General features: G+C 71.4%; 20 protein-coding genes. 10 read left to right on the forward strand and 10 right to left on the reverse strand.

Going from position 1 to position 25,778, the window contains the following annotated elements:
- Positions 1-5: 5 nt before the first annotated feature.
- Positions 6-3,551 (reverse strand): DNA polymerase III subunit alpha, encoded by a 3,546-nt coding sequence (dnaE, locus tag OG490_RS10145; RefSeq protein WP_330295950.1) that lies wholly within the window; start codon positions 3,549-3,551, stop codon positions 6-8.
- Positions 3,552-3,707: 156 nt separating this feature from the next.
- Here dnaE and OG490_RS10150 point away from each other — a divergent pair, with 156 nt between their 5' ends.
- From OG490_RS10150 to OG490_RS10170, 5 genes are all read left to right on the forward strand, one after another.
- Positions 3,708-5,057 (forward strand): DUF2252 domain-containing protein, encoded by a 1,350-nt coding sequence (locus OG490_RS10150; protein ID WP_330295951.1) that lies wholly within the window; start codon positions 3,708-3,710, stop codon positions 5,055-5,057.
- A 132-nt stretch (positions 5,058-5,189) separates the two neighbouring features.
- Positions 5,190-5,882 (forward strand): hypothetical protein, encoded by a 693-nt coding sequence (locus OG490_RS10155; protein WP_330295952.1) that lies wholly within the window; start codon positions 5,190-5,192, stop codon positions 5,880-5,882.
- A gap of 65 nt (positions 5,883-5,947) precedes the next feature.
- A complete protein-coding gene (locus OG490_RS10160; protein ID WP_330295953.1) occupies positions 5,948-6,745 on the forward strand; it encodes a DsbA family protein in 798 nt (265 codons plus the stop codon).
- Positions 6,746-6,954: 209 nt separating this feature from the next.
- On the forward strand, positions 6,955-8,553 hold the full coding sequence (locus OG490_RS10165; RefSeq protein ID WP_443065943.1) for an alkaline phosphatase D family protein: 1,599 nt from the start codon (positions 6,955-6,957) through the stop codon (positions 8,551-8,553).
- A 258-nt stretch (positions 8,554-8,811) separates the two neighbouring features.
- Positions 8,812-9,777 (forward strand): zinc metalloprotease, encoded by a 966-nt coding sequence (locus OG490_RS10170; protein ID WP_330300863.1) that lies wholly within the window; start codon positions 8,812-8,814, stop codon positions 9,775-9,777.
- A gap of 72 nt (positions 9,778-9,849) precedes the next feature.
- Here OG490_RS10170 and OG490_RS10175 read toward each other — a convergent pair whose 3' ends face one another.
- Positions 9,850-10,419, reverse strand: a complete 570-nt coding sequence (locus OG490_RS10175; protein WP_330295955.1) for a dienelactone hydrolase family protein — start codon at positions 10,417-10,419, stop codon at positions 9,850-9,852.
- 50 nt (positions 10,420-10,469) lie between these two features.
- On the opposite strand from OG490_RS10175, the gene OG490_RS10180 reads away from it, so the two are divergent.
- Positions 10,470-11,492 (forward strand): mechanosensitive ion channel family protein, encoded by a 1,023-nt coding sequence (locus tag OG490_RS10180; RefSeq protein ID WP_330295956.1) that lies wholly within the window; start codon positions 10,470-10,472, stop codon positions 11,490-11,492.
- A 145-nt stretch (positions 11,493-11,637) separates the two neighbouring features.
- Here the strand turns inward: OG490_RS10180 and OG490_RS10185 are convergent, their stop codons facing one another.
- Both OG490_RS10185 and OG490_RS10190 read right to left on the reverse strand, forming a co-directional pair.
- Complete coding sequence (locus OG490_RS10185) at positions 11,638-13,023, reverse strand: sensor histidine kinase (protein ID WP_330295957.1); 1,386 nt, start codon at positions 13,021-13,023, stop codon at positions 11,638-11,640.
- Positions 13,020-13,706 carry a response regulator transcription factor gene (locus OG490_RS10190; protein WP_330295958.1) on the reverse strand — a complete coding sequence of 229 codons (687 nt, stop codon included), beginning with the start codon at positions 13,704-13,706 and terminating at the stop codon, positions 13,020-13,022. Before OG490_RS10190 ends, OG490_RS10185 begins: the two co-directional genes overlap by 4 nt.
- 73 nt (positions 13,707-13,779) lie before the next feature.
- Between OG490_RS10190 and OG490_RS10195 the strand changes: the two genes are divergently transcribed.
- Both OG490_RS10195 and OG490_RS10200 read left to right on the forward strand, forming a co-directional pair.
- The gene (locus OG490_RS10195) at positions 13,780-14,988 is read left to right on the forward strand and encodes a UDP-N-acetylglucosamine--N-acetylmuramyl-(pentapeptide) pyrophosphoryl-undecaprenol N-acetylglucosamine transferase (protein WP_330295959.1); all 1,209 of its coding nucleotides are present in this window, start codon (positions 13,780-13,782) and stop codon (positions 14,986-14,988) included.
- Positions 14,985-16,031, forward strand: coding sequence for an SDR family NAD(P)-dependent oxidoreductase (locus tag OG490_RS10200; protein ID WP_443065781.1), 1,047 nt, complete (start codon positions 14,985-14,987; stop codon positions 16,029-16,031). Before OG490_RS10195 ends, OG490_RS10200 begins: the two co-directional genes overlap by 4 nt.
- Here OG490_RS10200 and OG490_RS10205 read toward each other — a convergent pair.
- A complete protein-coding gene (locus OG490_RS10205; protein WP_330295960.1) occupies positions 16,028-16,612 on the reverse strand; it encodes a TetR/AcrR family transcriptional regulator in 585 nt (194 codons plus the stop codon). The two genes, OG490_RS10200 and OG490_RS10205, sit on opposite strands and share 4 nt — an antisense overlap.
- Positions 16,613-16,676: 64 nt before the next feature.
- On the opposite strand from OG490_RS10205, the gene OG490_RS10210 reads away from it, so the two are divergent.
- Positions 16,677-17,192: an SRPBCC family protein gene (locus OG490_RS10210; protein WP_330295961.1), complete on the forward strand. Its 516-nt coding sequence runs from the start codon at positions 16,677-16,679 to the stop codon at positions 17,190-17,192.
- A 44-nt stretch (positions 17,193-17,236) separates the two neighbouring features.
- On the opposite strand, the gene OG490_RS10215 is transcribed toward OG490_RS10210, so the two are convergent.
- The 5 genes from OG490_RS10215 to OG490_RS10235 all read right to left on the reverse strand — a co-directional run bounded on the left by OG490_RS10215 (position 17,237) and on the right by OG490_RS10235 (position 21,939).
- Positions 17,237-18,829 (reverse strand): Na+/H+ antiporter, encoded by a 1,593-nt coding sequence (locus OG490_RS10215; RefSeq protein WP_330295962.1) that lies wholly within the window; start codon positions 18,827-18,829, stop codon positions 17,237-17,239.
- 95 nt (positions 18,830-18,924) lie between these two features.
- A complete protein-coding gene (locus OG490_RS10220) occupies positions 18,925-19,404 on the reverse strand; it encodes a GNAT family N-acetyltransferase (protein WP_330295963.1) in 480 nt (159 codons plus the stop codon).
- Entirely contained in the window at positions 19,401-20,342 is a 942-nt protein-coding gene (locus OG490_RS10225) for an RluA family pseudouridine synthase (protein WP_330295964.1), read from the reverse strand. Before OG490_RS10225 ends, OG490_RS10220 begins: the two co-directional genes overlap by 4 nt.
- Before the next feature lie 108 nt (positions 20,343-20,450).
- A complete protein-coding gene (gene lspA, locus OG490_RS10230) occupies positions 20,451-21,014 on the reverse strand; it encodes a signal peptidase II (protein ID WP_330295965.1) in 564 nt (187 codons plus the stop codon).
- A 181-nt stretch (positions 21,015-21,195) separates the two neighbouring features.
- On the reverse strand, positions 21,196-21,939 hold the full coding sequence (locus tag OG490_RS10235) for a TraR/DksA family transcriptional regulator (protein WP_330295966.1): 744 nt from the start codon (positions 21,937-21,939) through the stop codon (positions 21,196-21,198).
- 581 nt (positions 21,940-22,520) lie between these two features.
- On the opposite strand from OG490_RS10235, the gene ileS reads away from it, so the two are divergent.
- Positions 22,521-25,679, forward strand: coding sequence for an isoleucine--tRNA ligase (ileS, locus tag OG490_RS10240; protein ID WP_330295967.1), 3,159 nt, complete (start codon positions 22,521-22,523; stop codon positions 25,677-25,679).
- The last annotated feature ends 99 nt before the right edge of the window (positions 25,680-25,778 follow it).

The following is a 25,778-nucleotide window of genomic DNA, read 5'->3' on the forward strand; positions in this document are numbered from 1 at the left end:
TGCGGCTATCCGGCCAGGCAGGACGGCCCGAGGAGCACCTTGAGGTCGCCGAAGAGCGCGGGGTCGGGCTTGACCCGGTGCTTGTCGAGGCGGAGCACGGTGGTGGTGCGCGGCCCCTGGAGCTTGATCCGCACCTCGCTGTTGCCGTGGTGGTGGCGCAGGATCTCACCCAGCCGGGTCACCATCGGCGGGGTGACCTTGACGGTCGGGATGGTGAGGACGACGGGGGCGTTGGTCCCGGCGTTGGACAGGTCGGGGACCATCATCTCCATGGCGACCAGCCGGGGGACGTCCTCGCGCTTGTCCAGGCGGCCCTTGACGAAGACCACCGTGTCCTCGACCAGCTGGGTGGAGACGAGCTGGTAGGTCGCGGGGAAGAACATGCACTCGATGGAGCCGGCCAGGTCCTCGACGGTGGCGATGGCCCAGGCGTTGCCCTGCTTGGTCATCTTGCGCTGGAGGCCCGAGATGATGCCGCCGATGGTGACGACCGCGCCGTCGCCGTGCTCCCCGCCGGTGAGCTGGGAGATTCCGGCGTCGGTCTTGTCGGAGAGGACGTGCTCGAGGCCGAAGAGCGGGTGGTCGGAGACGTACAGGCCGAGCATCTCGCGCTCCTGGGCGAGCAGGTAGGCCTTCTCCCACTCGACGTCGGAGAACTCGACGTCGAGGCCGAAGCCCGGCTCGTCGCCGGCGTCCTCGTCGCCCATTGCGCCGAAGAGGTCGAACTGCCCCTCGGCCTCCTTGCGCTTGACCGCGACCACGTTGTCGATCATCGGTTCGTGGTGGGCGACCAGGCCCTTGCGGGTGTGGCCCATCTCGTCGAAGGCGCCGGCCTTGATCAGTGATTCGACGGTGCGCTTGTTGCAGACGACGGCTTCGACCTTGTCCAGGAAGTCGGGGAAGGTGGAGTACTTCCCCTTGGCCTTCCTGGTCTTGATGATCGACTCGACGACGTTCTGGCCGACGTTGCGCACGGCGGTGAGGCCGAAGAGGATCACGTCGTCGCCCTGGGCGGCGAAGTTGGGCTCCGACTCGTTGACGTTCGGCGGGAGCACCTTGATGCCCATCCGGCGGCACTCGTTCAGGTAGATCGCGGACTTGTCCTTGTCGTCCTTGACCGAGGTGAGCAGGCCCGCCATGTACTCGGCCGGGAAGTTGGCCTTGAGGTAGGCGGTCCAGTAGGAGACCAGGCCGTACGCGGCCGAGTGCGCCTTGTTGAAGGCGTAGCCGGCGAAGGGGACCAGGACGTCCCACAGGGCCTTGATCGCCTGGTCGCTGAAGCCCTTCTCCTTGGCTCCCGCCTCGAAGATCACGAAGTTCTTCGCGAGCTCGTCCGGCTTCTTCTTGCCCATCACGCGGCGCAGGATGTCGGCCTCGCCGAGCGAGTACCCGGCGATGATCTGGGCGGCCTTCTGCACCTGCTCCTGGTACACGATGAGGCCGTAGGTGACGCCGAGGATCTCCCTGAGGGGCTCCTCCAGCTCCGGGTGGATCGGGGTGATCTCCTGCTGGAGGTTCTTGCGCAGGGCGTAGTTGGTGTGCGAGTTCATGCCCATCGGGCCCGGCCGGTACAGGGCCGAGACGGCGGAGATGTCCTCGAAGTTGTCGGGCTTCATCAGGCGCAGCAGGGAGCGCATGGGCCCGCCGTCGAACTGGAAGACGCCGAGCGTGTCGCCGCGCCCGAGCAGTTCGAAGGTCTTGGGGTCGTCGAGCGGCAGGCCGAGGAGATCGAGGTCGATCCCCTTGTTGGCCTTCACCATCTTGACGGCGTCGTCCATGATCGTGAGGTTGCGCAGGCCGAGGAAGTCCATCTTGATCAGGCCGAGGGACTCGCACTGCGGGTAGTCCCACTGCGTGATGGTCACGCCGTCCGTGTGCCGCACCCAGACCGGGGCGTGGTCGACGATCGGCTCGCTGGACATGATCACGCCGGCCGCGTGCACGCCCATCTGGCGGACCAGGCCCTCGACGCCGCGGGCGGTGTCGATGACCTTCTTGACGTCCGGCTCGTTCTCGTACATCGCCCGGATCTCGCCGGCCTCGCCGTAGCGCGGGTGCGAGGGGTCGGTGATGCCGTTGAGGTCGATGCCCTTGCCGAGGACGTCGGCGGGCATCGCCTTGGTGAGCCGGTCGCCCATGGCGTAGGGGTAGCCGAGGACCCGGGCCGAGTCCTTGATGGCGTTCTTCGCCTTGATCTTTCCGTACGTACCGATCATGGCGACCTTGTCGTCGCCGTACTTGTCGGTCACGTAGCGGATCACCTCGACGCGCCTGCGCTCGTCGAAGTCGATGTCGACATCGGGCATGGAGACGCGCTCGGGGTTCAGGAACCGCTCGAAGATCAGACCGTGGGTGATCGGGTCGAGGTCGGTGATGCCCATGGCGTACGCGACGATCGAGCCGGCGGCGGAGCCACGGCCGGGGCCGACCGCGATGCCCTGGTTCTTGGCCCACATGATGAAGTCGGCGACGACGAGGAAGTAGCCCGGGAACCCCATCTGGATGATGACGTCCAGCTCGTAGTCGGCCTGCTTCTGCCGGTCGTCGGGGACCCCTCCCGGGTAGCGGCGGTTCATGCCGCGCCGCACTTCCTCCTTGAACCAGGTGATCTCGGTGTAGCCCTCTTCGGGGATCTCGAACTTCGGCATGAGGTTCTTGGCCTCGAACATGCCGGTGGTGTCGATCTGCTCGGCCACCAGGAGGGTGTTGCGGCAGCCCTCCTGCCAGGCGTCCGAGGAGTCGACGGCGTACATCTCCTCCGTGGACTTCAGGTAGTAGCCGGTGCCGTCGAAGCGGAAGCGGTCCGGGTCGGAGAGGTTCTTGCCGGTCTGGATGCACAGCAGGGCGTCGTGCGCGGTCGACTCGTGCGCGTACGTGTAGTGCGAGTCGTTCGTCACCAGCGGCGGGATGCCGAGCTTCTTGCCGACCTCCAGCAGCCCGTCGCGGACCCGGCGCTCGATCTCGATGCCGTGGTCCATCAGCTCCAGGAAGTACCGGTCCTTGCCGAAGATGTCCTGGTACTCCGACGCGGCCTTCAGGGCCTCGTCGAACTGGCCGAGACGCAGCCTGGTCTGGAGCTCGCCGGAGGGGCAGCCGGTGGAGGCGATCAGCCCCTCCGACCACTGGGAGATGGTCTCCCGGTCCATCCGCGGCCACTTGGTCAGCCAGCCCTCGGCGTACGCGTCGGAGGACAGCCGGAAGAGGTTGTGCAGCCCGGTGGAGTTCGCCGCCCAGATCGTCTTGTGGGTGTAACCACCGGAACCGGACACGTCGTCGCGCTTCTGGTGGGGCTGGCCCCACTGGATGCGCCGCTTGTTGCGCCGGGACTCCGGGGCGACGTACGCCTCGATGCCGATGATCGGCGTGACTCCGGCCTTCTTCGCGGTGTGGAAGAAGTCATAGGCCCCGTGCAGGTTGCCGTGGTCGGACATGGCGATGTGCGTCATGCCCATCTCATTGCACGCGTTGAACATGTCCTTCAGCCGCGCGGCACCGTCCAGCAGGGAGTACTGAGTGTGGACGTGCAGGTGCGTGAACGGCGTCTTGGTCACGGTGGGGGCCTCCGGTGGGGAGAGAGGGACGGCAGCTATGAATCCTACGTCTCCCGAGTGACAGATCACGGGCACCGGCGGGTACGGTCATGCGTTGCACGACCAATGGCAGTGTCCGAAAAGCATTCGTTCCCGCACCACCAGGAGGCACCCGCCATGGCGGTTCCCGAGACCAACGACGAGCAGCGCGCCGAGCAGATACTCGACGTGTTCGACATCGCGTTCGGTGAGCTGCTCGCCGCAGACCCCGCCGCCTTCCAGGTCAAGTTCCGGAAGATGGCGGCCTCCGCCTTCGCCTTCTACCGCGGCACGGCCTGCCTGTTCTACTCCGACCTGGAGCGCGAGCGGCACGGCGGCCCGTACCTGGACGAGCGCACCGGCCGGGTGTGGATCCACGGCGATCTGCACGCCGAGAACTTCGGCACCTACATGGACGCCAACGGCCGGCTGGTCTTCAACGTCAACGACTTCGACGAGGCCTACGTCGGCCCCTTCACCTGGGACCTCAAGCGGTTCGCGGCCTCCGTCGCCCTGATCGGCTACACCAAGGCGCTCAGCGACGAGCAGATCAGCGGGCTCGTGCGGACCTACGCGGCGGCCTACCGGGAGCGGATCCACCAGCTGGCGACCGGCGCCAAGCACAGCGATTCGCCAGAGCTCCCCTCCTTCACCCTGGACACGGCCGACGGCCCGCTGCTGGAGGCCCTGCGCGACGCCCGCCGCCGCACCCGCTTCGCCCTCCTGGACTCGATGACCGAGATCCGGGACCACGAGCGCCGCTTCTCCCCGGGCGCCGGGACCATCGAGCTGGACGCGGCCACCCGCTACAAGGTGCTCGCCGCCTTCGACGGGTACCTGGAGAGCCTGCCGGACGAGTCCCTGGTGCGCCCGGACTCCTACCGGGTCAAGGACGTGGTGGGCCGCCGGGGCGTCGGCATCGGCTCGGCGGGCCTGCCCTCGTACAACATCCTGCTGGAGGGGCACAGCGACGCCCTGGAGAACGACGTCGTGATCTACCTCAAGCAGGCGCAGACCCCGGCGGTCTCCCGGCACATCACCGACCGGGCGGTGCGCGAGTACTTCCAGCACGAGGGGCACCGCACGGTGATCTCCCAGCGGGCCCTGCAGGCGCACGCCGACCCGTGGCTGGGCTGGACCGAGCTGGACGGCTCGGGGCAGCTGGTGGCGGAGGTCTCCCCGTACGCGGTGGACCTCGACTGGTCCGACCTGGACGATCCCGAGGAGATCGCGGCCGTGGTCGCGGACCTGGGCCGGGCGACGGCGACGATGCACGGCGCCGCCGACGAGCAGGAGAGCGGCCAGACGCTGGTCCCCTTCTCCACGGAGCGTGCCATCGACGCGGCCATCGCCGCCGACGAGGAGGGGTTCGCGGAGCTGCTCGTGGACTTCGCGCACGCCTACGGGACCCGGGCGCGCGCCGACCACCAGATCTTCGTGGACCTCTTCCGCAACGGGCACGTCCTGAGCCGGCGGCAGCAGCCGTAGCGCGGAGGGCGTAGGGCGTAGGCGGAGGGCGGACGGTCTGCCACACGGCCAATCCGCCACAAAAGGGATGGTTCAGTCTTCCTTCGGGACCTGTGGCCCTCCCCCACAGGGACTCATGGCACACTCGCGGCGATGGACATATCCGGGGTAGGGCTACGAGGGCTGCGGGCCGCGCTGTTCAGCGCGCTCGTCGTGCTGCTCTCGGCCGGCTCGCACGTCCTGATGTCCCGGGTGCCGCTGCCTCCCGCCCTGGTGGGAGGGGCTTTCGCCGCGGTGTTCGCGATCGCCTACGCCCTGGCCGGACGGGAGCGGGGCCTGGGCCCCATCGCCGGACTGCTCCTGCCGCTGGAGCTGGCCACCGACACCGTCTTCACCGCCGGCCAGCACCTCTGCTACGGGCCTGCGGGCGGGCCCGTATCGGGCCCCCTGCGCGCCCTCGGCCTGGCCGACCTGTGCGGCGGCACCCCGGTGGGCGGACCGCTGACCCAGGTGGGCGGCGGTTCCGCCGATGCGGCCGCGCTGCTGGCCGCGCCCGGGGCGTGGACGCCCTGGCTGCTGCTGGGCGCGCACCTCTCGGTCGGGCTGCTCGCCTCGGTGTGGCTGCGGCACGGCGAGCGCGCGCTGGGCCGGCTGCTCGACGCGGCGGCCGCCTGCGCCTTCCGGCCGCTGCGGCTGGCCTCGGCCGGGGTGGCGAAGGTCTTCGGCCCGGCGCTGCGCGCACTGCGGCCGGTGCCCGCCGGCGCGGGGGCCCGTACCCGGTTCCCCGCACATTCCGTGGGACGGCGGGGACCTCCCCGTGCCTTCGGCGCGCTCGCTCGCGCCTGACGCACGCAAGGACACCCCCCCTTTCACCCGGCTTCCGGACGAAGCCAGACCCCACGGAGATCACGATGAGCTCACGCAACAGCCAGGCGAACAAGGCAGCGGCCCGCGAGCGGCTGCGCGCCGAGCGCGAGCAGCACGCCAAGAAGGCCAAGATCCGCCGCCAGGTGTTCGTGGCCGCCGGCGTGGCCGCGGCCCTCGCCCTGGCCGGCGGGGTCGGCTACCTGGTCGTGCAGGCCAACAAGCCGGGCGAGTGGGACGCGGCCGCCAAGGCCGCCGTGGTCGCGCCGAAGAACACCACGGGCGAGAACGGCACCACCGTCGTCATAGGCAAGGCCGACGCCAAGAAGACCCTGGAGCTGTACGAGGACTCGCGCTGCCCGATCTGCGCCACCTTCGAGCAGTCGATCGGCCCGCAGGTCAAGAAGGACCTCGACGCGGGCAAGTACAAGATCCAGTACATCGGCGCCACCTTCATCGACAAGGGCATCCCGGGCAGTGGCTCGAAGAACGCCCTGAGCGCGCTGGGCGCCGCCCTCAACGTCAGCCCCGAGGCGTTCCTGGAGTACAAGACGGCCCTCTACTCCGCGGCGAACCACCCGGACGAGAAGGACGACAAGTTCGCCAAGGACGACTACCTCCTGTCGGTCGCGGACCAGGTCCCGGCGCTCAAGGGCAACGCCGAGTTCAAGAAGGCCGTCGAGGAGGGCACGTACAACCGGTGGGCGCTGGAGATGTCCAAGACCTTCGACAAGAGCGGTGTGACGGGCACGCCGACGCTGAAGATGGACGGCAAGAAGATCGACCCGCTGCCGCAGTCGCCCGAGGCGTTCACGACGGCGATCGACAAGGCCATCGCGGGCTGATCCCCGGCTGAACCACCGACGGGCGGGCGGACTCCGAGAGTTCGCCCGCCCGTTGCTTTCAGAAGACTGTCCGAAACACGTACCCGTCGGTAATGTGACCAGCCGTGACCAGTCAACTCTCCTCTTCTGCCCCGGAGTCGGCGTCCTCGTCGACCCCGAACCGCCGCACGGTCGTCCTGGCCGCCGCGGCCACGGCCGCCCTCGCCCCGATGACCGCGCTGAGCGCCGGCACCGCCCGGGCCGCGCAGAGCGCCCCGTCCGGCGCGGGCGCCGCCGCCGAGGCCCCCCTCTTCCTGCACGGCGTGGCCTCCGGCGACCCGCTGCCCGACGGGATCCTCCTGTGGACCCGCGTCACCCCGACCGCCGCGGCCGTACCGGGCTCCGGCGTCGGCCCCGCCACCGCCGTGGACTGGGAGATGGCCGAGGACAAGGCCTTCTCCCGGGTGGTCGCCCGCGGCTCCGTCACCACGAGCGCCGACTCCGACCACACCGTCAAGGCCGACGTACGGGGACTGCGGCCGCAGACGCCCTACTGGTACCGGTTCACCGCCGGCGCCACCGTCTCCCCGGTCGGCCGGACCCGTACCGCCCCGGCCGCCGAGACCACCACCCCCGGGGTCCGCTTCGGCGTGGTCTCCTGCGCGAACTGGGAGTCCGGTTACTTCTCCGCGTACCGCCACCTGGCCGCGCGGGCCGACCTGGACGCGGTCCTGCACCTGGGCGACTACATCTACGAGTACAAGACCGGCGGTTACCCCGAGGCGAAGTACGTCGTACGGCAGCACGAGCCGACGCACGAGATCCTCACGCTGGCCGATTACCGCACCCGCCACGGCAAGTACAAGACGGACCCGGACCTCCAGTCCCTGCACCTGGCCCATCCGATCATCGCGATCTGGGACGACCACGAGATCGCCAACGACAGCTGGTCCGGCGGCGCCGAGAACCACGATCCGGCCACCGAGGGCGACTTCGCGGCCCGCGCCGCCGCCGCCCGCCGCGCCTACTTCGAGTGGATGCCGGTCCGCACCTCCACCGAGGGCACCGTCTACCGTCGGCTGCGCTTCGGCACCCTGGCCGATCTGCACCTGCTGGACCTGCGGACCTTCCGTTCGCAGCAGGCGGGCATCGGCAGCGGCAAGGTGGACGACCCGGAGCGCACCATCACCGGGCGCACCCAGCTGGACTGGCTGAAGGCGGGACTGGCCGGCTCCCAGGCCACCTGGAAGCTGGTGGGCACCTCGGTGATGATCTCGCCGGTGGCCTTCGGGGCGCTGCCCGCGCACCTGCTGGAGCCGCTCGCGGGGCTGCTGGGCCTGCCCAAGGGCGGGCTCGCGATCAACGTGGACCAGTGGGACGGGTACACGGACGACCGCCGGGAGCTGCTGGGCCACCTGACGGACCGGAACATCCGCAACACCGTCTTCCTGACCGGCGACATCCACATGGCGTGGGCGAACGACGTCCCGGTGACGGCGGCCACCTACCCGTGGTCGAAGTCGGCGGGCGTGGAGTTCGTGGTGACCTCGGTGACCTCGGACAACATCGACGACCTGCTGCACGTGCCGGCGGACACGGCCTCGCTGGTCGCCGAGGCGGCGATCAAGGCCGCCAACCGGCACGTGAAGTGGCTGGATATGGACGCCCACGGCTACGGCGTCCTGGACGTGACGGCCGAGCGTTCCCAGATGGACTACTACGTGGTCTCCGACAAGCGCCGCCAGGACGCGACGACCTCCTGGGAGCGCTCGTACCGGACGCTGAGCGGGACGCAGAAGGTGGAGCGGGCGGACCAGCCGGTCCGCTGATCGCCTGCCGTTCCTGTCATTCCCGCTGCACTGATCGTCTGTCATTTCTGTTGTCCGGAGGGGCGCCTGGTGCACACGAGGCGCCCCTTCGCCATCAGACGCAACAAATCTTTTACTTCCGAGGCCTTGCCGACCGAATGACATGCACACGTAAGCTCGGCGCCGCGTGAGGATTCCCCCCTCACCTCCCCCACCACGCATCGAGGAGTCAACGTGCGCGCTGCCGCCCGCATATCCCCCCTGCTCCGCCGCCGCATCATGGGCACCGCCCTGGTAGCCGGCACCCTGGCGTTCGCCCCGCTGACGGCCCCCACCTCCGTCGCCGCGGCCCACGAGGCCCGGACCCCGGCCGAAGCCTGCGCCCAGCAGACCTCGGGCGGCGCCGCCTCCGCCAACGCCCGCGTCGCCCGCCCCAAGGACGCGCACGCCCCCGACTCCGACGAGCTCAGCGACACCCAGGTCAAGGCCATGAACGCCGACCTGGCCAAGAAGCTCGCCGCGGTGAACGCCCAGAACCAGGGCCTGCAGGCCGCCCCGTCCGCCGCCGCGGCCACCATCACGATCCCCGTGTACGTGCACGTCATCACCTCCGGCACCGCCGGAAACCTGACGGCCGCGCAGATCAACGGGCAGATCTCGGTCCTCAACGCCGCCTACGCGGGCCAGGGCACCGGAAACGTGAACTCCGGCTTCCAGTTCTCCCTCGCCGGGACCGACTACACGAACAACTCCACCTGGTACACCGTCTCCGACGGCACCAAGGCCGAGAAGGACATGAAGACCGCCCTGCGCAAGGGCGGCAAGAACGCGCTGAACCTCTACACCGCCAACCTCGGCGGCGGCCTCCTCGGCTGGGCCACCTTCCCCAGCTCCTACGCCTCCCAGCCCAAGATGGACGGCGTGGTCATCCTCAACAGCTCGATCCCCGGCGGCTCCGCCACCAACTACAACCAGGGCGACACCGCCACCCACGAGGTCGGCCACTGGCTCGGGCTCTACCACACCTTCCAGGGCGGCTGCTCGGGCAGCGGCGACTCGGTCTCCGACACCCCGGCCGAGCAGAGCGCGGCCTTCGAGTGCCCGACCGGCCGTGACACCTGCACCGCGAGCGGTGTGGACCCGATCCACAACTTCATGGACTACACGTACGACTCCTGCATGTACCAGTTCACCGCGGGCCAGGTGAGCCGCATGCAGAGCATGTGGACGGCGTACCGCGCCTGACGCACATGAGGACGGGGCCCCGCGTGCGGGGCCCCGTCTTCGCGCGTGCTCCCGGCGTCCGGAGCGAGTCGTCTAGAGCGAGTCGAGGAATCCGAGCGCGGCCGCCCATGCCTGCTCGGCGGCCTCGGCGTCGTAGTCGTCCAGCCCCGGGTCCGTGAACAGGTGACCGGCCCCCGGGTAGCGGTGGACCTCCACGTCCGCCCCGGCCCGCCGCATCCGCAGGTACCAGGCGTTCAGCCAGTCGTGCGTCTCGAAGGGGTCCGGGTCCGCGATGTGCAGCTGGACCGGCAGGTCGTCGACCGAGGTGTCGTCCTCCAGGTCGGCCGTCCCGTGCAGGAGCAGCAGCCCGCGCGCCTTCTCGTCGGCCAGCGCCAGGTGCTGGGCCAGCGAACCGCCGAAGGAGAAACCGGCGTAGACCAGCCCCTGGTCGGAATGCGGGGCCGAGGCCAGCACCGCGCGCTTGAGCAGTTCGTCGCGGCCGACCTCGTCCTGGTGGGCCATGCCCTCCTCGACGGTCTCGAAGGTGCGTCCCTCGAAGAGGTCCGGCACCTGGACCTGGTGCCCGGCCGCGCGCAGCCGCTCGGCCGCCTCCAACACCGCGGGCCGCAGCCCATAGGTCGAATGGAAAAGCATGATGTTCATGCCCCCATCGTGCCAGCTCCGCGGGGCCCCCTCCGGTTACGTTGAGATCCATGGACACGCATCCCCTCCTGCGCCCGATCGTCGTCGTCGCCGCCACCCTGGCCGTCACCCTGCTCGCGGGCTGGCTGCTGGATCTGGCGCTGCGCCGCGCCGACGCCCGGCACAGCGAGACCCCGCTGTGGGGTCTGCTGCGGCGCTGCCGGCCGCCGTTCCTGCTGGTCCTGGCCGCCTCCCTGCTCCAGGCGATGCGCCGCAACCGGGACGTGGTGGGGCACGCCCTGACCCTGGTCCTGATCGCGGGGGCCGCCTGGCTGCTGGTGCGGATCGTGACGGCCGTCGTGGACTCCGTCTACGCCCGCTACGCGGCCGACGCCGAGGACGAGGCCCGCGTGCGCCGGGTCCGCACCCAGGTCACGCTGATCCAGCGGGTGGCCACGGCGACGGTGATCGTGGTGGCCGCGGGGGCGATGCTGCTCACCTTCCCGGAGATGCGCACGGTCGGCACCTCGATGCTGGCCTCGGCGGGCGTCCTCGGCATCGTCGCGGGCATCGCGGCCCAGTCCGCGCTGGGCAACCTCTTCGCCGGACTCCAGATCGCCTTCGGCGACACCGTCCGGATCGGCGACACCGTGGTGGTCGACAAGGAGTGGGGCACGGTCGAGGAGATCACCCTGACCTTCCTCACCGTCCGCACCTGGGACGAGCGCCGGATCACGATGCCCGTGTCCTACTTCACGAGCAAGCCCTACGAGAACTGGTCGCGCGGCGGCGCGCAGATGACGGGCACCGTGTTCTGGCACCTGGACCACAGCGCCCCGGTGGACCTGATGCGCGAGGAACTCCAACGGATCCTCAAGACCATCCCGGAATGGGACGGCCGCACCGGCTCCCTGGCCGTCACGGACACCACCCCGCACACGGTCCAGATCCGCGCGGTGGTCACGGCCGCGAACGCCGACGCCGTCTGGACCCTGCGCTGCGCGGTCCGCGAACGCCTGATCACCTGGCTGGTCACCCACCACCCGTACGCCCTGCCCCGCATCGCCACCTCCGAAGCGGCACCCCGACCCTGACCAAATCCAGCCCCGCCGGGCAAACTCAGCCCCGCCGGCGTTTGAGGCGCGGGTCTGGGCAGAGCCCAGGGAACGGTGGAAGGGCGGGTAGGGGACAGCCCCGCAGGGCCCTCCCCGGCACGGCGGACCGGCCCGCCCGCTCCGCTCAGCCAGGGGCCGCGAAGGCCAGTCGGAAGAGCGCGCCCCCGCCGGGCGCGGCTTCGGCCACCAGCTCGGCGTCATGCGCCCGCGCGATCTGCCGCGCCATCGCCAACCCCAGCCCGGACCCGGGCAACGCCCGCGCCGCCCCCGCCCGGTAGAACCGGTCGAAGACGTACGGCAGATCCCCGTCCGCGATCCCCGGCCCGTGGTCCCGCACGGTCACCTCGGGCCCGCCGCCGGGCCGGACCGCCAGGTCCACCTCCACCTCCGCCCCCGCCGGGCTGAACTTCGCCGCGTTGTCCAGCAGGTTCGAGAGCAGTCGGCTGAGCCGCGCCGGCACCCCCGGCACCACGACGCCCTCCTCCGCCCGGACCCGGAACGACACCCCCGGCCAGTGCGCCCGCGCGGCGCCCACGCAGTGCTCCACGAGCGGCGCCAGCCGTACTTGCTCCACCAGCAGCTGCGGTTCCTCGTCCCGGGCCAGCTCGATCAGGTCGTTGACCAGCCCGGTGACCTCGCGCAGCTGCCGTCCCAGCGCGAGTGAGGCCCGGGAGCGCTGCTCCGCCGTCAGCCGTTCCCCCCGCGCCAGCAGTTCCGCGTTGGTGCGCAGCGCCGTCAGCGGGGTCCGCAGCTCGTGCGAGGCGTCCGCGACGAGCCGCCGTTGGGCGGTGACGGACTGCTCGAGTTCCTCCAGCATGGTGTTGAAGCTCCCGGCGAGCCGCGTGATCTCGTCCTCCCGGCCGGGCGGGGGCAGTTCGATCCGGTGCCGCGGGTCCCGGGTGGCGGTGATCCGCTCGGCGGTGGCGGCGATCCGGGTGACCGGGGCCAGACCGGTCCGGGCGACCCAGTGGCCGAGCAGTGCGGCCAGCAGGACCCCCGCCGCCCCTGCCAGCGCCAGCCACCACGCGGCCTCGGCGATGCCCTTCTCCACGGTGTCCGCCCGCAGGGCCACCTGGAGCGCCCGCCCCTTGGTGTAGTCGGTGGTCAGCATCCGCGCCGGATGCCCGGCGTGCACGATGTCGGTGTAGTACGGGGCCCGTGTGCCCGCCGCGACGGCCCGAGCGGCCGGGGACACCGGCAGCAGGTAGGGCGTGGCGGGGTCGCGGGCCGGATCGGCCGGGACCACTTCCGCGCAGGCGGGCGCCGCCAGGAACCGGCACTCCCCCGCCAGGGTCGCGGGACCGGAATCCGGGTTGCGCTGGGCCGCGAGGCGGGCCGACTGGGTGAGGCTGAGGTCGAGTTGCTCGTACAGCGCGCCGCGCACGACGAAGAAGGCCGCCGCGCACACGCCGACCGCGACCAGCGCGACGGCCGCCGTGACCGACAGCGCGAGCCGGGTCCGCAGCGGCCGCCGCCGGCGCCACCGGGCACCCAGGCGCCGGCCGCTCACTCCGAGTCCAGCCGGTATCCGACCCCGTGCACGGTGTGCACCAGCCGCGGCTCGCCCCCGGCCTCCAGCTTCCGCCGCAGGTAGCCGATGTAGACGGCGAGGGAGTTGGAGTCCGGTCCGAAGTCGCGCCCCCACACCAGTTCCAGGACGAGCTCGCGCGGCAGCACCTGCCCACGATTGCGCAGGAGCAGTTCGAGGAGCGCCGCCTCGGTGCGACTGAACTCCAGCGGCCGCTCGCCGCGCCGCCCGGTGCGGGTCACGGGGTCGAGCACGAGGTCCCCGTAGGCCAGGGGGTCCGCGTCCCCGGCCGGGTCGTCGGGGGCGGCCCGCCGCAGGAGGGCCCGTACCCGTGCCAGGAGCTCGTCCAGCGCGAAGGGTTTGACCAGGTAGTCGTCGGCTCCCGCGTCCAGCCCGTCGATCCGGTCGCTGACCGCGTCGAGGGCGGTGAGGACGAGTACGGGCGTACGGTCGCCCACCGCGCGGAGCCGGCGGCACACGCCGAGCCCGTCCAGCACCGGCATCATCACGTCGAGGACCACCGCGTCGGGCTGCCAGAGCGCCACCTCGGACAGGGCGGCCAGCCCGTCGGCCGCGCCCCGTACTTCGTACCCCTCGACGGCGAGACCGTCCTCGACGGCGGCCCGCACCTCGGGCTCGTCGTCCACCACCAGAATCCTCTGCATGCGCCAAAGCCTCCCAAATGGATCTGAGAGAACCTCTTAGAACGTTCTTAGGACGCACCGGGAGTGTGCGTCCATGACCTCCTCACCCTCACCCTCACGCTCACGCTGGCCGCTCTCCGTCGTGATCGGCGCGGGCGGCACCGGCGGCCACATCTACCCCGGGCTGGCCCTGGCCGAGGCGCTGCGCGCCGTCGACCCCGGCGCCGTGATCTCGTTCGTCGGCACCGAGCGCGGTCTGGAGACCGAGCTCATCCCGGCCGCCGGATACCGGCTCCACACCGTCGACATGATCCCCTTCGACCCCGCGCTCGGCGCCCGGCGCTTCCTCCTCCCGGCGGCGCTGCTGCGGTCGGCCGCGCAGGCGAAGGCCGTGATCCGGGCGCAGGGCGCGCACGTGGCCGTCGGCATGGGCGGCTACCCGAGCGCGCCCGCGGTGCTCGGGGCCCGGATGGCCGGGCTCCCGGCCGTGATCCACGAGTCGAACGCGGTGCCCGGCCGGGCCAACCAGTTCGCGGCCCGCCTCACCCCGCACATGGCCGTGGCCTTCGACCGCAGCCGGGACCACCTGGCGGGCGGGGAGCGGGCGCTGACCACCGGGATGCCGATCTCGGCGGCGCTGGCGGGGCTGGCGAAGTTGTCCGCCGCCGACCGGGCGGCCCTGCGCGCCGGGGCCCGCCATGCGCTCGGGGTGCCCCACGGGCGGCGCCTCGTCGTCTTCAACGGCGGCAGCCTGGGCGCCGTCCGCCTGACCACGGCGGCGGCCGGGCTGGCGGAGGCCTGGCAGGCGCGCGACGACGTACAGCTGCTGATCAAGACGGGTCCGGCGGCGCTGGCGGACACCGTGGCGCGGCTGTCGGCCTCGGGCGGGCGGCGGATCGCGCGGGCCGTGCCGTACCTGGACCGGATGGACCTGGTCTACGCGGCCGCCGACCTTGTGGTGTGCCGGGCCGGTTCGGCCACCGTCGCGGAGCTCGCGGCGACCGGGGTCCCGGCCGTCCTCGTGCCCTACCCGCACGCCCCGGGCGACCACCAGACCCACAACGCCCGGGTGCTGTCCGACGCGGGCGCCGGGCTGCTGCTGGCGGACGCCGAGGCCACGGCCGAGCGCCTCGCCCAGCTGCTCGCCCCGCTGCTGGCGGACCCGGCCCGGCTCTCCGCGATGGCCGGTGCGGCCGACCCGGGCCCGCACGCGCGGGCCGCCGAACTGCTGGCGGCGCAGGTCCTGCGCGTCGCAGGCTTCCCCACCCCCTCCCCCACTCCCTCCCCCTTGGAGTTCGCATGACGAAGACGGCTACGACGACGGCCATGACGACGACCCCGACGACGGCCACCGCGGACTGGACCGGCCGGACCGTGCTCGTCACGGGCGCGGAGGGGTTCATCGGCTCGACACTGGTGGACCTGCTGGTGGCACGGGGTGCGAAGGTACGCGCCTTCGTGCACTACAAGCCGTACGCGGAGAAGGGCCACCTGGCCCGGTACCTGGCCGACCCGGACGGCCCGGTCGAGATGTGGGCGGGCGACATCCGCGACGCGGGCCGGGTCAGCGACGCGGTCGCCGGCTGCGACACCGTCTTCCACCTGGCGGCGCTGATCGGGATCCCCTACAGCTACGCCTCGCCCGGCGCGTACGTCCAGACCAACGTCACCGGCACCGAGAACATGGCGGAGGCCTGCCGTCGCCACGGCGTGCGCCGCCTGGTCCACACCTCCACCAGCGAGGTCTACGGCACAGCCCTCACCGCCCCGATCTCCGAGAGCCACCCGCTCCAGCCGCAGTCCCCGTACTCCGCGTCGAAGATCGGCGCGGACATGATGGCGCTGTCGTTCCACCACGCGTTCGAGCTGCCGGTGACAGTGGTCCGGCCGTTCAACACGTACGGGCCGCGCCAGTCGGCGCGCGCGGTGATCCCGACGATCCTGGCGCAGCTCCACTCCGGTGCCCGCGAGATCCGGCTCGGCTCCCTCACCCCGACCCGCGATTTCACGTACGTGACGGACACGGCCGCGGGGTTCCTCGCGGTCGCGGAGTGCGACCGGGCGCTGGGCGAGGTGGTCAACCTCGGCGTCGGCGAGGAGATCTCCATCGGCGACCTGGCCGGCGCCCTGATCACCGCGTCGGGCCGGGACGCGGAGGTCGTCGTGGACCCGAGCCGGCTGCGGCCTTCGGGCAGTGAGGTCCAGCGGCTGCTGTCGGACAACACCCGGGCCCGCGAATGGGCCGGCTGGAAGCCCGAGGTCTCCCTCCACGAGGGCCTGACCCGCACCTCGGAGTGGATCGCGGCCAACCTCGGCCTCTTCGCCCCGGGGCGCTACCAGGTCTAGGCGCCCAGCAGCTTCGCTGCGGATTCCTCTACGAGGTCCTCCGCGTAAGGGGGGAGCGGGCGGCCGGCGCGCAGGTGGCGGCGGACCACGGACAGCGGCAGGTCGATCAGGGCCAGGGTGGCGCGGTCGCGGTCCTGGGGGCCGGCCGCGCCGAGGGTGTCTGCGAGGGTGCCCAGCGAGCCGAACACGCGCTGGTTGCCCAGGTCGGCGCGTTGCCTGTGCTCCTCGGACCAGTCGGCGCGGCCGAACTCCTCGGGCCCGTACAGGAGGAGCGCGGCCTCCTGCGGGTGGGCCCGGCTCCAGGAGACGACGTGCCGGGCGGCGGCGCGGGCCGCGCGGGCGGGGGCCGGACCGCTGCCGAGGGCGTCGAACCAGCCGTCCTGGAAACGCTCGACGGTCCGCAGCCAGACCTCGGCGAGCAGGGCCGCCCGGCCGGGGAAGCGGTGGTAGACGGACCCGCTCGGCGCGCCGACCGCCTGGGCGACGGCGGTCATGGTCACCCCGGCCGGGCCGCCGGAGGCCGCGAGGAGGACCGCGGCGTCGAGGATCTGGCCGGTGTCGAAGCGGGGTGGTCTGGCCATGAATCAGAGAGTACTCTCCAAAACAACTAGAGGCACTTCTCTAATTCACTTCCGGGAGATACCCATGCCCGTCTACAACGTGCACGAACGCGTGCTCGCCGCCGGGGCGAGCGAGGTGGGCGCGCTCATCGACGACCTCTCCGGCAAGGCGGCCGACCGGCCGGACAGGCTGTGGCCGAGCCCGCAGTGGCCCGCGATGGAGTTCGACAGCCCGCTGGCCGTCGGCGCGGCGGGCGGCCACGGACCGGTCCGCTACACGGTCGCCGCGTACGTACCGGGCACCTGGGTCCGGTTCGCCTTCAGCGGGCCGCGCGGTTTCGACGGTTTCCACGAGTTCACGGCGCTGCCGCTGGACGGGGAGCGCACGGCGCTGCGGCACACCCTCGCGATGCGGACCGGCGGACCGGCCCGGCTGAGCTGGCCGCTGGCCTTCCGCTGGATGCACGACGCCTGCGTCGAGGACGCCCTGGACCGCGCCGAGGCCGCCTGCACCGGCACGGTGTCCCGCCCGTCGCACTGGTCGCCGTACGTCCGCTTCCTGCGCTCCCTCGACCGCCGGGAGCCGCAGGCTGCGGCCTAGGCCGTCTCTTTCGGATCTTGTCGGTCAGGTCCGAAAGAGACGGCCTAAGGGCTACGCAGGCTGCGCACGTCCAGATGCCGGAGCACCCGGTCCACGATCTCCGGATCGGCACCGGGCTCGCTCCGCGCGGAGAGCACCTCGTGGCGGGCCGCGGACATCATCTCCCGCTGGATCCGCTGCACGTCGCGGATCCGCTCCACCCGCTTCGCGTACGCCTCGCGCCGCTCCTCGTCCACCATGTCGGGGCTGATCCTCGCCCCCACGTCGTAGGCCCGCCGGTAGAGCACCTCCACCAGGTCCTCGGGGAGGTCCTCCACCTCCTCGATCTCCTTCAGCCGCCGCTTGGCGGCCTTGGCGGCGCGGATCGCCAGCGCGCGGGCGGTCTCCGCCTCCGCGTCGGAGTCCGCCTCCACGCCGAGCCGGCGGACCAGCCAGGGCAGGGTCAGCCCCTGGACCACCAGGGTCACCATGATCACGGCGAAGGCGATGAAGACGATCTGGTCCCGCGCGGGGAAGGCCTCCCCGCTGTCGGTCCGGTACGGGATGGCCAGCGCGAGGGCGACCGAGGCCACGCCCCGCATCCCGGCCCACCACATCACCACCGACTCCCGCCAGCTCAGCGGGATCTCCTCCTCGTAGTCGCGCCGGGAGTGCAGCCGCTTCGCGAGCCAGCCCGCCGGCAGCAGCCACGCCAGCCGGACGCCGATCACCACGGCGACCACCACCGCCGCCCACCCGGCCATCTCCCACTCCCGGCCGCGGGCGACGCCGAAGACGTTGTGCAGCTCCAGTCCGATCAGCCCGAACGCCACGCCCGTGACCAGCATGTCCACCACCTCCCAGAAGGTGTGTCCGGCCAGCCGTCCCAGCACGTCGTCGGCGTCGGTGGCGTACTCGGCGAGGAACAGCGCCGTGGTCAGCACGGCGAGCACCCCGGAGCCTTGGAACTCCTCGGCCAGTACGTAGGACACGAAGGGCACCAGCAGGGTCAGCCCGATCTGGAGCGTGGCGTCGCCGAGCCGCCCCATCAGCCGGTTGGCGGCCCATCCCAGCACGAGCCCGACCGCGACGGCCACGACCGCCGAGAGCACGAACTCCCCGAGCGCCGCCGGCCAGGAGAAGCTCCCGCTCACGGCGGCGGCGATGGCCACGTGGTAGAGCACGATGGCGGTGACGTCGTTGAACAGCCCCTCGCCCTCCAGGATCGACACCATCCGGCGGGGCAGCCCGAGCGATCCGGCCACGGCGGTGGCGGCCACGGGGTCGGGCGGTGCGACGAGCGCGCCGAGCGCGACGGCGGCGGCGATCGGGAGACCGGGCACGACGGCGTAGGCGGTGGCGGCCACGGCGGCGGTGGTGACGAACACGAGCGCCACGGCCAGCAGGAAGATGGGCCGCACATTGGCGGCGAACTGCCTCCAGGAGGTCCGCTGCACGGAGGCATAGAGCAGCGGGGGCAGTACGAGCGGCAGGATGTACTCGGGAGGGATGTCGACATTGGGCACGGCGGGCACCAGCGCGAGCGCCACCCCGCCGAGGGTCATCAACACCGGCGCGGGCAGCCCCAGCCGCTCCCCGAGCGGCACGGTGACCACGGCTCCGAGCAGGAGCACGAACAAGAGCGCTAGCTGATCCACTCCCTCACCCTGTCACCTGCAGCCCCGCCGGCGTTTGAGGCGCGGGTCTGGGCAGAGCCCCAGGGAAGGGTGGGTAGGGGACAGGCCCCGCAGGGCTACGAGAGGGCGCGCCGCATCGACCGGTGAGGGATCCCCGCGTCCTGGAACTCCGGCCCGTAGGCCACGTACCCGAGCCGCTCGTAAAAGCCCAGCGCATGCGTCTGCGCACCCAGATCAACGGCGGCAAGCCCCCGCCGCTCCGCTTCCGCCTCGATCGCCCGGACCAGCAGGGCCCCCACGCCCAGCCCGCGCGCGGACTTGCGTACGGCGAGGCGGCCCAGCGAGCCGATGTCCTCGGAGCCGGTCTTGCTCAGGGCCTGCGGCCCGTACAGCAGTCGGCCGGTGCCCAGGGCGACCCCGTCCGGCCCTTCGGCCAGCACGTGCACGGCTACCGCGTCGTAGGCGTCGTACTCGATCGATTCCGGCACGGCCTGCTCGACCACGAAGACCTCGGTCCGCACGGCGAAGCAGGCCTGGAGGTCCGCCTCGGTGGCGACGACCCGGACGGAAACCCCGGAATCCGGGGCGGCCGTCACTCGCTCTCCTTGCGGATCACGTCCAGCGCGTTCTGCAGGTCCGCCGGGTAGGTGCTGGAGAACTCCACCCACTGGCCGTCCGAGGGGTGCTCGAACCCGAGCCGGACCGCGTGCAGCCACTGGCGGGTCAGCCCGAGGCGCTTGGCGACGGTCGGGTCGGCGCCGTAGGTCAGGTCGCCGACGCAGGGGTGCTTGTGCGCGGCCATGTGCACGCGGATCTGGTGCGTGCGGCCGGTCTCCAGCTTGATGTCCAGCAGCGAGGCGGCGCGGAAGGCCTCGATGAGGTCGTAGTGGGTGACGGAGGGCTTGCCCTCCTGGGTCACGGCCCACTTGTAGTCGGCGTTGGGGTGGCGCCCGATCGGCGCGTCGATCGTGCCGCTCATCGGGTCCGGGTGGCCCTGCACCAGCGCGTGGTAGCGCTTGTCGACGATCCGCTCGCGGAACTGGTTCTTCAGCGAGGTGTACGCGCGCTCCGACTTGGCGACGGCCATCAGGCCGGACGTGCCGACGTCGAGGCGGTGCACGATGCCCTGGCGCTCGGAGGCGCCGGAGGTGGAGATCCGGTAGCCGGCGGCGGCGAGGCCGCCGATGACGGTGGTCCCGGTCCAGCCGGGGCTGGGGTGGGCGGCGACGCCGACCGGCTTCATGATGACGACGATGTCGTCGTCGTCATGGACGATCTCCATGCCGGGGACGGGCTCGGCGACGAGCTCGACCTTGCGCGGCGGTTCGGGCATCTCGACTTCGAGCCAGGCGCCACCGTGCACACGCTCGGACTTCCCGACGACACTGCCGTCGACCGACACCTTCCCCGCGGCCGCGAGATCGGCCGCCTTCGTCCGGGAGAATCCGAACATACGGGCGATGGCGGCGTCGACCCGCTCGCCTTCAAGGCCTTCGGGAACGGGCAGGGTGCGGACCTCGGGAATCGTACTCACCTGTCGAGTATGCAGGACCGGACAGACGCCCGGTCCCGCGATCACTCCCGCACCGGGTCCCGACCGGCCGTTGGATCAGTCCCGACCGGCTCCCCGGTCGGTCCCCGATCAGTCCTTGTGGACGGTGCCGTCCGGGTCCAGGCCCTTGAAGGACAGCAGCACGATCAGGATGCCGCCGCACACGATCGCCGAGTCCGCGAGGTTGAAGACCGCGAAGTGGGCGGGGGCGATGAAGTCGACGACCGCACCGCGGAAGACGCCGGGCGAGCGGAAGATCCGGTCGGTCAGATTGCCCAGGGCGCCGCCGAGCAGCAGGCCCAGCGCGATCGCCCACGGCAGGCTGTACAGCTTGCGCGCCAGGCGGACGATCACCACGATGACCGTGGCCGCGATGCAGGTGAAGATGATCGTGAAGGCCTCGCCGAAGCCGAAGGCGGCGCCCGGATTGCGGATCGCCTCGAACTTCAGCAGGTCTCCGATGATCTGGATCGGCGGCTGGTGCTCCAGCTTCGCGACGACCAGCATCTTGCTGCCGAGGTCGAGCAGGTAGGCCAGCACCGCCACCACGAGCAGGGCCACGATGCGCCGCCGCCCCTTGGGCGCGGCGGACTCCGGCTGGGTGCCGTCTTCCCCGACCTCCGGCGTACCGATGATGCTCTCCGCCTCTGCCACGTGAGTCCCTCGAACTAGCTCGAACCAGGTGTTTCGGGCGGCACCGCGTCGGACAGCACTTCGCCGACCGCCCCGCCAGGTTCCTGGACCCTGACGAGACACGAGGGTACGTCAGCGGGCCCCTCGGCCGCCGCCCCGGTACCGCGCGCGCTGCCGCGCCCCACCGGGCCGGCGGGGCCGCCTAGTGCCGCCGCTCCTGCTTCTGCTTGCAGTCCACGCACAGCGTGGCCCGCGGGAAGGCCTGCATCCTCGCCTTGCCGATGGGCTGGCCGCAGTTCTCGCAGAGTCCGTAGGTACCCGATTCCAGCCGCTCCAGGGCCCGCTCGGTCTGTTCCAGCATCGAGTTGGCATTCGCCGCGAGGGCCAGCTCGGACTCCCGGGTGATGTTCTTGGTGCCCGTGTCGGCCTGGTCGTCTCCCGCGCCGTCGCCGGAGTCCCGCATCAGGCCGGAGATGGCCTCGTCGGAGGCCTGGAGCTCGGCGCGCAGTCGCAGCACCTCGCTCATCAGCTCGCTGCGGGCCTCGGCGACCTCCTCCGGGGTCCAGGGGTCCTCGCCGGGCCGTACGGCGAGCTCTCCTGGGCTGAGGGCCGCGGCGCCCCGCGCCTTGGGCAGCCCGCTGGTCGCGGCCGCTGCCGTCTTCCTGGCCGTGCCGGTGCTCTTCTTGGCAACCACTTTGCGGGCTCCCGTCTCTGGCGCGGTGTGCGCCTCCCCCTCGGCCCCGGCCGCCTTGGCCGTGACCTTCTTCGCAGCCGTCTTCTTGACGGCGGCCGCCTTCGTCGTGGCCGTCTTCTTCGCGGCCGTCTTCTTCGCGGCCGGCGCCTTCCCGGCCGGCACGGCCTCCGTCACCGACTCCGTCGCCGGCTCCTCCGCAGCCTTTCCGACAGCCTTCTTGGCAGTACTCCCGGCGGTCTTCTTCGCCACCATGGCCGCGGCCCCTTCACATACTGTGATCATTGCTCGCGAATCGTGCCGGAACGATAAATCGACTCCGGCCCCACGGCAACGGGGCACGCGTCCATCGAGGCCAACCTGCATCCGTTGTGCCCAGCCCGGAGCCCCGTAATCCGCCCCTCGCGCCCCACGGCTCCCCGGACCGGCCCTTCGGTCCATTCGGGTCACCCCCTCCGCCATCCGGCACGTCCGCCGCGCCCCGGCGCCACACCCCGAAACAGGTCTGCCGACCCGCGCCCCGGCCCGTACACTGGGCCCAGCGAAAGGCATGGATGGGGACGAGTAGCGTCGGACGCAGCCAGGAGCGACCCGGGGACGGTGAGAGCCCGGGGGCGAGCGCGATGCGAAGGATCACCCCGGAGCCGCCGGAAGAAGGCCGCAGGGAGCCCGCAGGGGAGCCCGTAGGCACGTAGAACCGGCTTCGCACCCCAATGAGGGGGCCGGCGGACCACAGGTCCGAAGGCCAAGGAGGGTGGTACCGCGGGAGCAGCTTCAATCCGGCTCTCGTCCCTCCGGACGGAAGTGACACCCCGCCGGAGGAAGAGTTCAGCCTCATGACCACACCGCCGCAGTACCGCCCGGTACCCGCCCAGGTCGACCTGCCTGCCCTCGAGCACGCGGTCCTCGACTTCTGGCGCGAGAGCAAGACCTTCGCCAAGACCCTGGAGCAGTCCGAGGGCCGCCCCGAGTGGGTCTTCTACGAGGGCCCGCCCACCGCCAACGGCATGCCCGGCGCGCACCATATCGAGGCCCGCGTCTTCAAGGACGTCTTCCCCCGCTTCCGCACCATGCGCGGCTACCACGTGGCCCGCAAGGCCGGCTGGGACTGCCACGGCCTGCCCGTCGAGCTTGCCGTCGAGAAGGAACTGGGCTTCAACGGCAAGAAGGACATCGAGGCGTACGGCATCGCCGAGTTCAACGCCAAGTGCCGCGAGTCCGTGACCCGCCACACCGACGCGTTCACCGACCTCACGACCCGGATGGGCTACTGGGTCGACCTGGACGACGCCTACCGGACCATGGACCCCGAGTACGTCGAGTCCGTGTGGTGGTCGCTGAAGGAGATCTTCAACAAGGGCCTGCTCACCCAGGACCACCGCGTCGCCCCCTGGTGCCCGCGCTGCGGCACCGGCCTCTCCGACCACGAGCTGGCGCAGGGCTACGAGACGGTCGTCGACCCCTCGGTCTACGTCCGCTTCCCGCTGACCTCCGGCCCCCTCGCGGGCGAGGCGGCACTGCTGGTCTGGACGACCACCCCCTGGACCCTGGTGTCCAACACCGCGGTCGCCGCGCACCCCGACGTCACGTACGTCGTGGCCCGCCGTACCGGCGGCGAGGACTCAGAGAAGCTGGTCGTCGCCGAGCCGCTGCTGGAGAAGTCCCTCGGCGAGGGCTGGGAGGCCACCGGCCAGACCTTCACGGGCAAGGAGATGGAGCGCTGGACCTACGAGCGCCCCTTCGCGCTCGTGGAGTTCCCCGCGCCCGCCCACTACGTCGTGAACGCCGAGTACGTCACGACCGAGGACGGCACCGGTCTGGTCCACCAGTCCCCCGCCTTCGGCGCCGACGACCTCGCGGTCTGCCGCGCGTACGGCCTGCCCGTGGTGAACCCGGTCCGCCCCGACGGCACCTTCGAGGAGGACACCCCGCTGGTCGGCGGCGTCTTCTTCAAGAAGGCCGACGAGAAGCTGACCGCCGACCTCGACGCGCGCGGCCTGCTCTTCAAGCACATCGCCTACGAGCACAGCTACCCGCACTGCTGGCGCTGCCACACCGCGCTGCTGTACTACGCGCAGCCGTCCTGGTACGTCCGCACCACCGCGGTCAAGGACGCGATGCTGCGGGAGAACGAGAAGACGAACTGGTTCCCGGACTCGGTGAAGCAGGGCCGCTTCGGCGACTGGCTGAACAACAACGTCGACTGGGCGCTGTCGCGCAACCGCTACTGGGGCACCCCGCTGCCGATCTGGCGCTGCGAGGACAACCACCTCACCTGCATCGGCTCGCTCGCCGAGCTGAGCGAGCTCACCGGCACGGACCAGTCGAACCTGGACCCGCACCGCCCGTACATCGACGCGGTCACCTTCCCCTGCACGCACGAGGGCTGCTCCCTGACCTCGGTCCGCGTCCCGGAGGTCATCGACGCCTGGTACGACTCGGGCTCGATGCCGTTCGCGCAGTGGGGCTACCCGCACAAGAACAAGGAGATCTTCGAGAAGCGCTACCCGGCGCAGTTCATCTCGGAGGCCATCGACCAGACGCGCGGGTGGTTCTACACGCTGATGGCGGTCGGCACCCTCGTCTTCGACAAGTCCTCCTACGAGAACGTGGTCTGCCTGGGCCACATCCTCGCCGAGGACGGCCGCAAGATGTCCAAGCACCTGGGCAACACCCTCGAGCCGATCCAGCTCATGGACCAGCACGGCGCGGACGCGGTGCGCTGGTTCATGGCGGCCGGCGGCTCCCCGTGGGCGGCCCGCCGCGTCGGCCACGGCACGATCCAGGAGGTCGTCCGCAAGACGCTCCTCACCTACTGGAACACCGTCGCCTTCCAGGCCCTGTACGCCCGTACCTCGAACTGGGCGCCCTCGGCCTCCGACCCCGCGCCCGCGGACCGCACGGTCCTGGACCGCTGGCTGCTCTCGGAGCTCCACACCCTCGTCTCCGAGGTGACGGAGGCGATGGAGTCGTACGACACCCAGCGCGCGGGCAAGCTCCTGTCCTCCTTCGTGGACGACCTGTCCAACTGGTACGTCCGCCGCTCGCGCCGCCGCTTCTGGCAGGGCGACGCGGCCGCGCTGCGCACCCTGCACGAGGTCGTGGAGACGGTCACCCGGCTCCTGGCCCCCCTGACCCCCTTCATCACGGAGCGGGTCTGGCAGGACATGATCGTCCCGGTCACGCCGGAGGCCCCGGAGTCGGTGCACCTTTCCACGTGGCCGGTCGCGGACACCTCGGCGATCGACCCGGTCCTGTCCCAGCAGATGCTGCTGGTACGCCGCCTCGTGGAGCTGGGCCGCGCCACCCGGGCCGAGTCCGGCGTCAAGACCCGCCAGCCGCTGTCGCGCGCGCTGGTCGCCGTGACGGGCTTCGAGGCGCTCTCCCCGGAGCTGCGGTCCCAGATCACGGAGGAGCTGAACGTCTCCTCCCTGGCCTCCCTGTCCGAGGTCGGCGGGTCCCTGGTGGACACGACGGCCAAGGCGAACTTCCGGGCCCTGGGCAAGCGGTTCGGCAAGGGCGTGCAGGACGTGGCCAAGGCCGTGGCCGCGGCGGACGCGGCGGCCCTGTCGCTGGCCCTGCGCTCCGGCGAGGCCACGGTGGAGGTGGACGGTGCTCCGGTCACCCTCACCCCGGAGGAGGTCATCATCACGGAGACCCCCCGCGAGGGCTGGTCGGTGGCCTCCGACTCGGGCGCGACGGTCGCCCTGGACCTGGAGATCACCCCGGAGCTGCGGCTGGCGGGCCTGGCCCGTGACGCGATCCGCCTGATCCAGGAGGCCCGGAAGAACTCCGGCCTGGACGTCGCGGACCGCATCGCGCTGCGGTGGTCCTCGGCGGACCCGGAGCTGGTGACGGCCCTGACGGACCACGCTTCGCTGATCGCGGACGAGGTCCTGGCCACGGACTACGCCTCTGGCGACGCCGACGCCACGTACGGTGACCCGTTCACGGACGAGGCCCTGGGCCTCACGTTCCGCCTCCGCAAGGCGTAACCGCCCGGTCGAAGCGGCCCGCGTCCCCCGGCCGGGGGGTGCGGGCCGCTTCGCGTTTCCCCTACCCGCCCTTCCACCGTTCCCCGGGCTCTGCCCGGA

It is taken from the genome of Streptomyces sp. NBC_00503 (genome assembly GCF_036346895.1).
In the GTDB taxonomy this organism is placed as follows: Bacteria; Actinomycetota; Actinomycetes; order Streptomycetales; family Streptomycetaceae; genus Streptomyces.

Bases quoted from the DNA above. Each gene is read 5' to 3' on its own strand.
- OG490_RS10150 (WP_330295951.1), top strand. From the start codon at position 3,708: ATGGCGGTTCCCGAGACCAACGACGAGCAGCGCGCCGAGCAGATACTC.
- OG490_RS10155 (WP_330295952.1), top strand. From the start codon at position 5,190: ATGGACATATCCGGGGTAGGGCTACGAGGGCTGCGGGCCGCGCTGTTC.
- OG490_RS10160 (WP_330295953.1), top strand. From the start codon at position 5,948: ATGAGCTCACGCAACAGCCAGGCGAACAAGGCAGCGGCCCGCGAGCGG.
- OG490_RS10165 (WP_443065943.1), top strand. From the start codon at position 6,955: ATGACCGCGCTGAGCGCCGGCACCGCCCGGGCCGCGCAGAGCGCCCCG.
- OG490_RS10170 (WP_330300863.1), top strand. From the start codon at position 8,812: ATGGGCACCGCCCTGGTAGCCGGCACCCTGGCGTTCGCCCCGCTGACG.
- OG490_RS10175 (WP_330295955.1), bottom strand. From the start codon at position 10,419: ATGAACATCATGCTTTTCCATTCGACCTATGGGCTGCGGCCCGCGGTG.
- OG490_RS10180 (WP_330295956.1), top strand. From the start codon at position 10,470: ATGGACACGCATCCCCTCCTGCGCCCGATCGTCGTCGTCGCCGCCACC.
- OG490_RS10190 (WP_330295958.1), bottom strand. From the start codon at position 13,706: ATGCAGAGGATTCTGGTGGTGGACGACGAGCCCGAGGTGCGGGCCGCC.
- OG490_RS10195 (WP_330295959.1), top strand. From the start codon at position 13,780: ATGACCTCCTCACCCTCACCCTCACGCTCACGCTGGCCGCTCTCCGTC.
- OG490_RS10200 (WP_443065781.1), top strand. From the start codon at position 14,985: ATGACGAAGACGGCTACGACGACGGCCATGACGACGACCCCGACGACG.
- OG490_RS10205 (WP_330295960.1), bottom strand. From the start codon at position 16,612: ATGGCCAGACCACCCCGCTTCGACACCGGCCAGATCCTCGACGCCGCG.
- OG490_RS10210 (WP_330295961.1), top strand. From the start codon at position 16,677: ATGCCCGTCTACAACGTGCACGAACGCGTGCTCGCCGCCGGGGCGAGC.
- OG490_RS10235 (WP_330295966.1), bottom strand. From the start codon at position 21,939: ATGGTGGCGAAGAAGACCGCCGGGAGTACTGCCAAGAAGGCTGTCGGA.
- ileS (WP_330295967.1), top strand. From the start codon at position 22,521: ATGACCACACCGCCGCAGTACCGCCCGGTACCCGCCCAGGTCGACCTG.